The organism is Peptacetobacter hiranonis, assembly GCF_008151785.1.
In the GTDB taxonomy this organism is placed as follows: Bacteria; Bacillota; Clostridia; order Peptostreptococcales; family Peptostreptococcaceae; genus Peptacetobacter; species Peptacetobacter hiranonis.
In genome coordinates, this window is the sequence record NZ_CP036523.1 from 759,617 (window position 1) to 772,318 (window position 12,702).

A 12,702-nucleotide genomic window follows, 5' to 3' on the forward strand; every position below is an offset into this window, starting at 1 on the left:
TTAAGATAGATATATTATAGTCAGAACATAAACACTTCACAATAGATTAAAGTATAACTAATTACTTCACAATAGATAAAGTAAACAATGTAAAAAATTATAACTAATTAGAACGATCAAGTTAGAATTATTAGGTAAAAATAAATTAAATAAAGATAAAATATATTCATACTCAATCACAGTTAGTTTGTGAGTTGATTTTAGAATAGATTTAGAAAGTTAGTATTGAGTTAAAGATGTTATTCACTGCCACACAGTGGGGACTGTGTGGCAGATAAATATACTGGGTTTGGATTTAAAAATAGATTGGGAAATGTAATGTCGGGGATGCGCTCCCGGCATTACTACTGATAATTTTTCTTATTTATTTTTTTCTCCGTTTTTCCTCAGTTTCGTTAAAAGCTACCGTTTTCCTTTTTGAGTAGCAAATCGTTTTTCTTTTTTTCTCTAAACACATCTTTTTTCTTATTTGACAGTCGAGAGATTGTTAGATAACTTTCACAAACATTCTTTTGTTTGGCAGGTGATTCCTCATTCCACAGGGGATCACCTGTCTTTTTTTATTTTGGCGATTAAAGTTTGATTTTTTGTTATTTTTTTGTTTAAGGATGATTGTTTAGGGTATTATATTAGTATCGTATATATGTTATATAATGTATGTTATTTGAAGATGAAATTATTTTGAAGAATTGATAATTTTGTTGCAAATGACGTATTTTATAGTATAATATATATAAGGAATTATTTATAGATTATTCATATTTTCCGGTCTGTTCCCTCAAGCAGATTGTGAAGGTGAATATACATTATTTTTAGATATCTCTTGTAGATAGTGGGTAAATAGGCTGTTACAATTTTATTTGTAGCAGCCTATTTTGTTTTGAACATACCATTCGCCTCCAGGCTTCAGCGACTTGCACTTTTATGTAACACATTTATAAGTTGCAAGTCTATTTTTTTTATGTATTTTTTGCTTCACAGTAGAGAAATAGTTAAGTTATAAAGTATAATAGAAATGTTATAGTTTAAAAGTTTTGAGATTAGTTTAATAGTTATATAGATTATTTTGTTTTTAAGGAGTGAGTTTTATGATAAAGAGTTTTTTTAGAAAGTTTAGGTCTGCAAGGATGGCAAGTAAGGTTGCTGGAGTTATTTTGGTGGCTGTTGTTGTGTTTGCCGGTTATTTAGGTGTTATGCAAGCGAGAGAGAGTAAGAGGTTGTCTGAGTATAAAGATACGAAGATTAATCAGGTTATTTATATAAATAATAAGAAGTTTGAGCCGTCAAAGCCGTACAAGATTAGAAATGAGATTGTTTTTTTACCACTTGATGATGTTTTGAAGGCGTTAGGAGATAAGTATAGTTATACTGAGGAGAGTTTTGGCAAGATTGTGCTGAAGTATCAGGGTACTATTTATGATTTAAAAAAGGGATCAAATATTGTTTATAATAGGAGTGCAAAGGAAGAGATTAAGATGGATGGTAGGGTAGAGCTTATGCAAGGTAAGCTTTATGTACCACTTGAGTTTATTAAGGATTGTATGTATGTAAATATTCTTGAGCTTTCTGGCAATAGGGTGTTTATAGATAGTTTTAAAGAAAGATTTAAGTATGATTGGATGAAGGATAATAAGTATATTGCTCATGCAATGGGTGGTATAGATAAGAAAGTTTATACTAATAGTTTGGATGCGTTTGAGTATAATTATAAGCTTGGATATAGAGTTTTTGAGATAGATGTAGCCTTGACATCAGATGGACAACCAGTTTTATTACATTCATGGGATGAACCAAGACTTAAGGAACTTGGTCTTCCTACTTCATGGAATAAAAATAGACCTAATTTTAATGAGTTTATAAATACTGAGGTATGTGGTGTTTATAAACCGATGTCGTTTAGAGAGGTTTGTGAGCTTAGTAAGAAGTATAAAGATGTCAGATTTGTGATAGATGTTAAAGGCGATCAGCAGATGTGTAAAGAGGTTTATAAGAAGTGCGTTAAGATTGCTAAAGAGGTAGATGGAAAGGTTTTAGATAAGTTTATTCCTCAAATTTATGATGAAAAAATGCTAAATGATGTTATGGCAACTTATGATTTTAAGTCTATGATTTATACGTTATATAAACAGGAAAAGTTAAATGCGCAGGAGGTAATAGATTTTTCTTATGAGAACGGAATAAAGGTAGTTGTTATAGATAAGGAAAAATTAAACTCCAAGTTTATTAAGGAACTTAAGCAGAGAGGGATTTATGTTTATGTTAATACTTATAATGACACTACTAAAATAAAAGAGCTTTTTGGTATGGGAGCTAAAGGTATTTATTCTGATTTTATAAATCCTAAGAACGGAGAAAATAGATACGAGGTAGAGGAAAATAAGAATAAAGATATAAAAAATTAGTAAAAATATATTCTTAATGTGTTAATTGAAAAAAATTGTCACTAAAATGTTTCAATTTAGCAAAAAGCTTGTAACAAAAAGGTTACAAATTGTAACTTTTGTGCTATAATGATTTACATAATGTTATGAGATTTACATAATATTTGTTAAAAAGGTTTAAAACAGACCTTTCCCAGTCGGTTTAGAGAATGATTTTGTAGTGAGGAAACTACGGTTTAGGTTATATTAAAATTATGAATTTAAGGAGGAGTTTTATGAAGAGAAGATTTAAAGCGACAACAGCTGTTGTTATGGCAGCTACAATGATGGCGCCAACTATGGCATTTGCACAGACTAGTGCTCAGGATAAAGGTATAAGTGTTAATATAGAAAAGAAAAGTGTAGTTTTTGGAACAGAGTCTGGTATTTCAGTTAAGTTTAATGAAAAATTAGATGCTGAAAAGATAGTTGCAGATTTTAAATGCTACGATATGACTATAAGTTCTGAATTAAAATACAATAAAGATAAAGATGTTTACGAAGGTACTGTTAAGTTTGATCAGGAACCAGAGTATTTAAATGTTTGGGAATTAGAAAAGATAGAAGTTAAGTCAGCTAATCCATATTCTTTAGATAGAAATGCGTTAAAAGATATGGGACTTGATTTAGATTCTTGTGATATTACTCAGGAAGTAGTTGTAGATGATGAAGAAGTTCAGAAGGCTATAGATGAAGGTACAGCTTCTAATATGGTTCAGAGAACTATAGCTAGAGCTGCTGTTCCAGTTGATAAACTTATTGGTAGTAATAGATTTGAAACAGCAATTAAGATATCACAAAAGGGTTGGAATAAATCAGATAATGTTATAGTTGTTAATAAAAATGCTAGTATAGCTGGTGTTATAGCTACACCTCTTGCAACTACTTATGGAGCGCCGGTTCTTTTAACAGATAAGAATAGCACTCCAGCAAATATAATAACAGAAATAAAGAGATTAGAAGCTAAGAATATAATAGTTGTTGGAAGTAATAATGATGTTGCTTCTGGCGCTATAAATGAATTAAAGAAAACAGGTGCATCTGTTTCTAGTATAAGTGGAAATAATACATCAGAACTTTCTTTAAATATAGCTAAGGCTATAGATGAAAAACACGATGTAAATAAGGTATATGTTGCAAATGGGGCAAATGGACAGATAGATGCCCTTACTATAGCTGCAAAAGCTGGTGAAGATAAACAGCCAATAATACTTACAGAAAAGAATTCTATAAATTCTTCTGTTTATAATTGGTTAAAATCAGAAAGTTTATCTGATGCATATGTTATAGGTGGAGAAAATGTTGTTTCTAATGATGTTTTAAATAAGATTGATGGTGTGGTTAGTGCAGATGTTTCAAAAAATAGAGTGTACGGATCTGATAGACACGAAACAAATGCTGCTGTTATTAAGAAATTCTACCACGATAAGAATTTAAAATCTGTATTTGTTGCTAAATCAGATGAGCTTATAGATGCGATTGCGTGTGGACCATTTGCATCTAAGAAGCAGTCTCCAATTCTTATAAATCCAACAAATTATGTTTCTGCTAGACATACAGAAAATTTAAATACATATAAAGCAGAGAAAGTTTATCAGGTAGGTGGAGGTATAACTTCCAAAGTTATGACTTCAATAGCAAATAGTGTTTCTAAACATAATTCAAACACTAATACTAATTCTTCTAATAATACAGTTGTTCTTGATGCAGGACACGGAGGTTCAGATTCAGGAGCAGTTTCTGGTTCTAGAAGAGAAAAAGATTATACTTTAGATACTACTCTTGCAACAAGTGCTGCGTTAAGAGCTAAAGGATATAATGTTGTTCTTACTAGAAGTAACGATACTTATTTATCTTTAGGAACAAGAACTGCTATTTCTAATGAAGTGAAACCAAAATTATTTACAAGTATTCACTATAATTCATATAATGGTAGTGCAAATGGTACAGAAGTGTATTATAATGTAAAGGACAAGAACGGTGGATTAACAAAAACTGCCGCATCAAATGTGTTAAAGAGAATAGTAAATACATTTGGTTTTTCAAATAGAGGAATAAAAGCAAAAGCTAATAGCAGTGGAACTGATTACTACTATGTTTTAAGAGAAAATAAATATCCGTCAATGCTTATAGAATGTGCATTTATAGATAGTTCAAAGGATATGAATAAACTGAATTCAGATTCTAAGATAACTAATTTAGGAAATCAGATAGCAGCTGGTATAGCTGAATCTATAAAATAATAGGAAGTAATGATTGAATACATCTAGGTATTTCCTAGATGTATTTAATTGTTTATAGAGCTGCTGTTAGCTTTGCTGAGTGGAAATAGGAGATAAAAGTATGAATAAGAAGAAAATAACAGCAGTGTTACTTGCATTATTGCTAGTTGTAGCTTATTTGTTCTCTGGAAAGATAATAAATAAGCTGTATTTAAGAGGGTATGAAAAAGAGAAGATACAGGGCGCTAATAGATATGAAACTATTATAAGCTGTGGTGAAGGATACTGGGATAATCCTAAGGAAGCTATTTTGATTAATACAGGTGATATAGGCTCTGCTATGAGTGCTGTGCCTTATGCTTATGCCAATAATATACCGTTACTTCTTACAGAGCAGGGAGATTTATCAAGTGAGATTCGTAAGTTTATAAAAGAGAATCACTTGAAAAAGGTGTATGTTTTAGGAGGTATAAGAGCTGTATCTAAGCGTGTAGAGAGAGATGTTGAGAGAACAGGTGCTAAAGTAGAGAGAATTATACAGATAAATAGAGGAGATATAAGTAATACATTTGCAGAGATGACTGTTAAGCAGAGTAAGAGCAAAGAAATGTTTGTTATTTTTGATGGAAAGAATGGATACTCTATAGGAGTTTCTATTTTAGGAAAAGCGGCAGAAAAAGGGATGCCGATTTTAACCGTTAATGAGTCTAATCTTTACAAAGCAGCTGAGTTTGCAAGAGAGAATGGTATAGAAAAGACCTATGTTATAGGTAGATTTAATGAACTTAATAGTACAATTGATAAAGTTTTTCCTAATGTACATAGAATTTCTGGTAAAGATAAGTTTGAAGTTAATAGAAATGTAATTAAAGAGTTTTACGATATGGACAAGGTAGATAAGGTTTATGTTGTAAAAGGTGGAAATTTAATAAAAGGTAAGACTTTAAATGTAGGTGAGTTTGTAAATAGTATTGCAGCTGTTCCAAGAATAGCTAAGACTGGTGAGCCTATATTGATAAATGATACAGAGTATATTCAGGACGATGTAATGGACTTCTTAAAAAAATATAATATTAAGAAGCTTTGCAGCGTTGGATTTGAGATTAAAAAGACTAGCGTGATAAATTTAGACAGCGATGTTGCTAGAATTGTGACTTCATTTATTTTAATAATTATGATTGCATTAATTACTTTTAGAGCTTTAAAAGGATAGGATTTTCATAAGCTATTGATAATATATTCATTTTTGAGTATAATAGAACAATAGGAATTAATGTAATGGAGGTAATTATGTCTGAATATAGAAGTGATGAAGATAAAAACTTACAGGATTTTATAGACTCTATAGATTATGGCATAGTTAAAGGTGGAGTTATTTTTGATTTTTATCAGCGAGTTTTAAATATATTATTATCTCTTATTGGATTGGCAATAGGGATACCACTTATTATAATATTTGGAATACGGATAAAGATTGAGGATAACGGACCGATAACTTATAAGCAGGAAAGACTAGGAAAAGGCGGAAAGAGGTTTTATATATATAAATTAAGATCTATGAGAACTGATGCTGAAAAGTTTGGTGCTCAGTGGGCGGAAAAAGACGATCCAAGGATTACTAAAGTTGGAAGATTTATAAGAAAAACCAGAATAGATGAAATTCCTCAGTTATTCAATATTCTAAAGGGTGATATGAGTCTTATTGGTCCAAGACCGGAAAGACCACAGTTTACAGAGCAGTTCAATAGAGAGATACCAGGGTTTATAAACAGACTTGCTGTTAAACCAGGACTTACTGGTTGGGCACAGGTAAATGGTGGTTATGATATGACTCCAGCTGAAAAACTTGTTGAGGATATATATTATATAAAAAATAGAAGTGTTTTACTTGATTTTAAGATTATATTCAAAACAGTTGCTGTTGTTTTAACAGGAGATGGAGCTAGATAATTTGAATAGTATTTTTGGGGGCTCTATAAAAGAGCCCTTTTATTTTGAAAAATATTTTATTTTGAGTGTTATTTAAGAGATTATGAAGGAGAAATGAGATGGCAGGTACAGCTAAGGCAGCAGTTTGGATTATGATAGCTACTATGCTCTCTAAGCTTTTGGGATTTTTTAGAGAGGTTGTATTAGCTAGTTTTTATGGTACAGGGGCATATGCAGACGTATTTTTATTAACGTTAAATATTCCAGGACTTATAATTGCGATTGTAGGTTCTGCTATTGCTACTATATATGTTCCGATATATTTTGAAACTAAGGAAAAAGAAGGCACTGAGGGTGCATTAAAGTTTACTAATAATATGATAAATATTATTGCTTTATTGGCGATAGTTGTGGCTATTTTAGGACTTTTATTTACTGAAGAGTTCGTAAAGGTATTTGCGGTGGGATTTACAGGTGAAAAGTTTAGAATAGCTGTGTCATTTACTAAGATTATGATAATAGGTGTTATTTTCTTAGCGCTTAGTAAAATTTTAGGTACGTATTTGAATGTTAATGATAGTTTTACAGTTCCTAGTTTGATAGGGATTCCATACAATATTTTTATAATTTCAGCTATAGCTATTAGTACTAAGACTAATGTAATTATTATGGCTATAGGTGCGCTTCTTGGTATGGCAAGTCAGATGCTGTTCCAGCTTCCTTTTGCGATTAAGAAGGGGTATAAGTATCAGCCTTATTTGAATGTTAAGGAAGACAATATTAAGAGCATGATTATTTTAATGCTTCCTATGATTATAGGGGTTGCTATAGGGCAGATTAATACTGCGGTTGATAAGGCACTTGCGACTACTCTTGGAGATGGTCCACTTTCGGCTCTAAACTATGCAAATAAGCTTAATGATTTTGTTATGGCTTTATTTGTTACATCTATAGTAACAGTTATATATCCTAAGTTAGCTAGGATGATAAATGCTGATAAGAAAGAAGATTTTGTAAATACAATAGTGAAGTCTTCTAATTGTATTTTGCTTTTAGTTTTACCTATAACTGTAGGAGCAATTGTGCTTGCTGAGCCTATTGTAAGGATTTTATTCCAGAGAGGGGCTTTTGATGCAGAGTCTACAAATATGACATACAACGCATTACGTCTGTATTCTTTAGGGCTTGCAGCTATGGGAGTTAGAGATGTTATTACTAGAGTATTCTATTCGTTATCAGATACTAAGACGCCTATGATAAATGCGAGTATTGCTCTTGTAATGAATATAATAATGAACTTGATTTTAATAAAACCATTAGGCTATAAAGGATTAGCTATTTCTACAAGTATAGCATCTATAGTTACGGTGATGCTTTTATTTAGATCTTTAAAGAAGAGAACAGGATACTTCGGTGGAGATAAGATTGTGAAGACTGGTCTTAAGAGTTTAGTTTCTTCTGTTATAATGGGAGTATGTACTGTTTTTGTATATAAAGGAATGTATGGTATACTTGGTGTAGGAATGATAAATGAACTTTTAGCATTAGTTTGTTCAGTTGTTGTAAGTGTTGTAGTATACTTTATATTAATAATGATGTTAAAGGTAGATGAGATGAGCTTAGTTTTTGATATATTTGGTAAGGCTAAGTCTAAATTTCTTAAAAGATAAAGGAGAATAAATATGAGCTATAAAGATATATATAACGAGTGGATAGAGTCTTCTTATTTTGATGAAGATACAAAAGACGAACTTAGAGGGATAGCAGATGATGAAAATGAAATAAAGGAAAGATTTTATAAGAGTTTAGAGTTTGGTACTGCAGGTATGAGAGGTATAATTGGTGCAGGTACAAATAGAATGAATGTCTATACTGTTAGAAAAGCTACACGGGGAGTTTGTAGATATATAGAAAGAAAATTTGGAGATGAAGGTAAGAATCGTGGAGTTGTTATAGCTCATGATAGTAGAAGAATGTCTAGAGAGTTTTGCGAGGAGGCTGCAGCTACATTAGCAGCTTATGGTATTAAGGCTTTTGTGTTTGATAGTCTTAGAGCTACACCTATGCTTTCTTTTGCTATTAGATATTTAAATTGCCAGATGGGGATAGTTATTACAGCTAGCCACAATCCAAAAGAATACAATGGATACAAGGTATATGGAAGCTATGGTGGACAGATATGTGTAGATGAAGCTAATGAGATTATAGATGAGGTAAATTCTATTGAGTCTTTAGGCGATATAAAGGTAGGAAGTTTTGATTCTTATTTAGAGTCTGGTATGATAACTGTTTTAGATGATGATGTTGATAATGCATTTAATGAAGCGGTTTTAAGTCAGGTTAGAGATAAAAAGATGGTTTCTGAAAATGGAGATAAGTTAAGAATAATTTATACTCCTATACATGGTACAGGTAATGTTCCGGTTAGAAGAGCGCTTAAGGATGCTGGATTTACAGATGTTGCTGTTGTTAAGGAACAGGAGTTACCTGATACTGAGTTTAGTACAGTTGAGTATCCAAATCCTGAGGAAAAGGCTGTGTTCAATATAGCTATAGATATGGCTAAGGAAAGCAATGCAGATTTAATTATAGGTACAGATCCAGACTGCGATAGAGTTGGGATAGTTGTTAGAGATAATAATGGTGAGTATGTTGTTTTAAATGGAAATCAGACTGGAGCAATAATAGTTAATTATTTATTCTCTAAGATGAATGAAGCTGGTAATATACCAGAAAAACCAGTAGTTATAAAAACTATAGTTACTTCAGAACTTGGTGCAGCTATTGCTGAGCATTATGGAGCAGAAGTTGTAAATACTCTTACGGGATTTAAGTTTATAGGTGAGAAAATACACGAGTACGAAGATTTTGGAAGTGTGGTTAAGAATTTTGTTATAGGATATGAAGAAAGTTATGGATATCTTGTAGGTACTCATGCTAGAGATAAGGACGCTGTCGTAGCATCTTTAATACTATCAGAAGCAGCACTTTATTATAAGTTAAAAGGTATGAATCTTTATGATGCACTTATGGAGATTTATGATAAGTTTGGTTATTATAAGGAAGCACTTAAGTCTATTACATTAAAAGGTATAGATGGAGTTGAAAAAATAGCTGAGATTATGAAGTCGTTTAGAAACGATGATATATCTTCTATAGCTGGAGTTAAAGTTGATAGAAAGTTAGATTATAAAGAAGGAATAGATGGCCTTCCTAAAGCTGATGTTCTTAAGTTTGTTTTAGAGGATAATTCTTGGATAGCTATTAGACCTTCTGGAACTGAGCCAAAGATCAAGTTCTACTTTGGTGTGTGCGGAAATAATGAAGTGGAATCTGATAAAAAAGTTAATATACTGAAAGAGTACATAGAATCTTGTTTATAAATTAAGGAGGGGAATTTTACTTGATAGATAAGAAAATTCATTATGTTTGGCTTGGAGGGCCAAAAGGAAATGTTGAAAATATATGTATTAATATTTGGAAGGATAAGCTTCCAGATTATGAGATTATAGAGTGGAATGAGAAAAATTTTGACATAGAAAAAGAAATTAAAGGAAAAAAATTCCTTGAAGAATGTTATAAACAAAAGCTTTGGGCATTTATAGCAGACTATATAAGATTAAAGGTTCTATATGAGCAAGGTGGGCTTTATATGGATACAGATATTCAAGTGCTAAAGGATTTAACTCCTCTTATGGAAGAAAATAGGCTATTCTTTGGATATGAAAGTAAAGAATATGCAAATGGAGCTATAATAGGTGCTGAACCACATCATCCTTTTATTAAGGATATGCTTGAATTTTATAATGAAGACGTTATGAATAGTAACTTGTATACAATTCCAAAGATAATGACTTATATACTTAATGAAAAGTATGAAAAGTTTGATAGAAATAATTTTTCTGAAGGAATAAGAGTTTACGACGAAGAGTATTTTTACCCATTTAATTATAATGAAGAATATACAGATGACTGTATTACAGAAAATACTTATGTTATTCATTGGTGGGGAAAAAGTTGGGCCAAGAAAAGAAATTATTTCCTAGAAACTAAACATATGTCTGGATTTGAAAAAATTTATAAGTGTATGAGAATTTTTGCGAGCAATACTTTGTTGAGCCTGAAGAGGAGACGTTAGTATGGATATATTAAAAAGAAAAAATAATAATTTAGATAAGATACTGTTTAGTTTTACTCTATTTGTAATTTTATTAAGAAGATATATGATTTTCAACTTAGAGCCTACAGCATTTGTAAATAAGAGTACGTCGTTGTTATTTTATGGCTCTATAGCACTTCTTATGTTTCAGTTTATTCTTATAAAAAAACATAATATTACTGAAATTGCTATTTTTTTAGCTGCATGTGGTTTATATGTTTTTACTAGGGAAGGTGCTATTTTAGTATTAATTCTTTTAGCTATTACTATTAAAGATATTGATGATAAATATGTTGTAAAAAATTATCTTATTATAAATGCTTTATTTATAATAGCATTTATACTTATAGGTAACTTTTTACCAGATTTGATAAAGATTTCAGATACTCATTATAGATTTAAAGACGGTATATACATAGTTAGAAATTGTTTTGGATTACACAATCCTAACCTTGTATTCTTCTATTCTATAGGGGTTTATGCTGCATATATATTCTTGAGATTTGATAAATATAATATGGTGGACAGAGCGATTTTATTATTTGTTACATTATTTATTTATAAGATTACTATGAGTAGAACAGGGTTATTAACTATGATAGCGGCTTTATTTTTAGTGGATATTTTAAAATATTTAGATCTGAAAAAGTACAAAAAAATAAGTTTTTTAGTAAAAATATCTCCAATATTACTTTTAATTATGTCGGTTGGAATAGGACTTTTATTCTCTAAAAATGAGCTTTTCAATAGTGTTCTAGCTTCTAGACCTAAATTCTGGAATATATATTTAACACAAGAGGGTAATTTCTTATCTTTATTCGGAAATGTATATTCTGCAGAGATAAAACAAGCAAATCCTTTAGATAATTCATATGTATACTTAACAGTTATGCTAGGATTGGTATCTGTGGTATTCTTTATGTTCTTATTGTACAAGGGATTAGATATTTTAATAAAGAAAAATGAAAATAAGTATATTGCTGTTATAGCGATGTTTTTAGTTTATTCGTTTGCCGAAAATATACTATTTGAGGCAGGATTTAATTTTGGGATAGTATTTTTAATTAAATATATTATACTGGATGATACTTTAAAAAATAAGTTTAGGAGAAGAAAAGATGCTAGTGTCGCTAATAATGCCTACATTAAATAGGTTTGATGATATATACAGATTTATGGATAGTTTGCTTGAGCAAACATATAAAAATTTTGAGCTTATTGTTGTAGATCAAAATGAGAACAATAAGGTTAAGGAAATTGTCGATAAATATGTAGAACGTTTAGATATAAAATATATAAAAAGTAACAAAAAAGGACTTAGCTATAATAGAAATTTAGGAATTGATGTCGCAAAGGGGGAGGTTTTAGCCTTTCCTGATGACGACTGTGCATATAAGCCTGATACAGTAGAAAAGGCTATTAATTTTTTTGAAAAAAATCAGGATTATAAAATCTATAGTTGTAAGACACTTGATTTTGATGAAAAAGAAGGCTTTATAAAAATGAATGATGGAATTTGTGAGATAAAGAGTACAAATATATCATTTACAGTTTGCTCTATTACATTCTTTGTTAATTTTGGAGAAGATAGAAACTATGTTAAATTCGATGAAAGATTAGGTGTAGGAGCTGAGTTTGGAGCAGGAGAAGAAACTGACTATGTTTTAGAACTTCTTAGTAGAGGGTTTAAAGGAAGATATTTTGGTGATGATATTATACATCATCCAGTTAAGAAGCATTCTAAATCGAGTGCTAAGTATGAGAGAGATTTTAATTACGGTAGAGGATTTGGAGCTCTTTGTAAGAAAGAGATAGTTTATAGAAAAAATTATAAATTTATAAAGATTATGGCATATAAGCTTATAAGAAATATAGGTGGAATAATTTTAAACAAGGATAGAGATTATCACGAAGCTACTATAAAAGGTAGAATAGAGGGCTTTAGACAATATAAAATGTAATGTGAGATGAG

The 12,702-nt window shown here is 30.6% G+C and carries 9 protein-coding genes; all 9 read left to right on the top strand.

What is annotated here, in order from left to right:
* Window positions 1–1,088 precede the first annotated feature (1,088 nt).
* Window positions 1,089–2,402 (top strand): glycerophosphodiester phosphodiesterase family protein, encoded by a 1,314-nt coding sequence (locus KGNDJEFE_RS03655; protein ID WP_006439875.1) that lies wholly within the window; start codon window positions 1,089–1,091, stop codon window positions 2,400–2,402.
* Between the two features lie 254 nt (window positions 2,403–2,656).
* Window positions 2,657–4,663 carry an N-acetylmuramoyl-L-alanine amidase gene (locus tag KGNDJEFE_RS03660; RefSeq protein ID WP_006439876.1) on the top strand — a complete coding sequence of 669 codons (2,007 nt, stop codon included), beginning with the start codon at window positions 2,657–2,659 and terminating at the stop codon, window positions 4,661–4,663.
* Between the two features lie 100 nt (window positions 4,664–4,763).
* Window positions 4,764–5,855, top strand: coding sequence for a cell wall-binding repeat-containing protein (locus KGNDJEFE_RS03665; protein WP_040410382.1), 1,092 nt, complete (start codon window positions 4,764–4,766; stop codon window positions 5,853–5,855).
* Between the two features lie 77 nt (window positions 5,856–5,932).
* Window positions 5,933–6,592 (top strand): sugar transferase, encoded by a 660-nt coding sequence (locus KGNDJEFE_RS03670; protein WP_050754652.1) that lies wholly within the window; start codon window positions 5,933–5,935, stop codon window positions 6,590–6,592.
* A gap of 98 nt (window positions 6,593–6,690) precedes the next feature.
* On the top strand, window positions 6,691–8,241 hold the full coding sequence (gene murJ / locus KGNDJEFE_RS03675; RefSeq protein WP_006439879.1) for a murein biosynthesis integral membrane protein MurJ: 1,551 nt from the start codon (window positions 6,691–6,693) through the stop codon (window positions 8,239–8,241).
* Between the two features lie 12 nt (window positions 8,242–8,253).
* Window positions 8,254–9,954 carry a phospho-sugar mutase gene (locus KGNDJEFE_RS03680; protein ID WP_006439880.1) on the top strand — a complete coding sequence of 567 codons (1,701 nt, stop codon included), beginning with the start codon at window positions 8,254–8,256 and terminating at the stop codon, window positions 9,952–9,954.
* A 20-nt stretch (window positions 9,955–9,974) separates the two neighbouring features.
* The gene (locus tag KGNDJEFE_RS03685; RefSeq protein WP_006439881.1) at window positions 9,975–10,709 is read left to right on the top strand and encodes a glycosyltransferase; all 735 of its coding nucleotides are present in this window, start codon (window positions 9,975–9,977) and stop codon (window positions 10,707–10,709) included.
* A 1-nt stretch (window position 10,710) separates the two neighbouring features.
* Complete coding sequence (locus tag KGNDJEFE_RS03690) at window positions 10,711–11,883, top strand: hypothetical protein (RefSeq protein ID WP_006439882.1); 1,173 nt, start codon at window positions 10,711–10,713, stop codon at window positions 11,881–11,883.
* Window positions 11,849–12,691: a glycosyltransferase family 2 protein gene (locus KGNDJEFE_RS03695; protein ID WP_040410383.1), complete on the top strand. Its 843-nt coding sequence runs from the start codon at window positions 11,849–11,851 to the stop codon at window positions 12,689–12,691. Before KGNDJEFE_RS03690 ends, KGNDJEFE_RS03695 begins: the two co-directional genes overlap by 35 nt.
* Window positions 12,692–12,702: the final 11 nt, after the last annotated feature.

Coding starts and splice junctions, on each gene's coding strand:
- KGNDJEFE_RS03655 (WP_006439875.1), top strand. CDS start 1,089: ATGATAAAGAGTTTTTTTAGAAAGTTTAGGTCTGCAAGGATGGCAAGT.
- KGNDJEFE_RS03660 (WP_006439876.1), top strand. CDS start 2,657: ATGAAGAGAAGATTTAAAGCGACAACAGCTGTTGTTATGGCAGCTACA.
- KGNDJEFE_RS03665 (WP_040410382.1), top strand. CDS start 4,764: ATGAATAAGAAGAAAATAACAGCAGTGTTACTTGCATTATTGCTAGTT.
- KGNDJEFE_RS03670 (WP_050754652.1), top strand. CDS start 5,933: ATGTCTGAATATAGAAGTGATGAAGATAAAAACTTACAGGATTTTATA.
- murJ (WP_006439879.1), top strand. CDS start 6,691: ATGGCAGGTACAGCTAAGGCAGCAGTTTGGATTATGATAGCTACTATG.
- KGNDJEFE_RS03680 (WP_006439880.1), top strand. CDS start 8,254: ATGAGCTATAAAGATATATATAACGAGTGGATAGAGTCTTCTTATTTT.
- KGNDJEFE_RS03690 (WP_006439882.1), top strand. CDS start 10,711: ATGGATATATTAAAAAGAAAAAATAATAATTTAGATAAGATACTGTTT.
- KGNDJEFE_RS03695 (WP_040410383.1), top strand. CDS start 11,849: ATGCTAGTGTCGCTAATAATGCCTACATTAAATAGGTTTGATGATATA.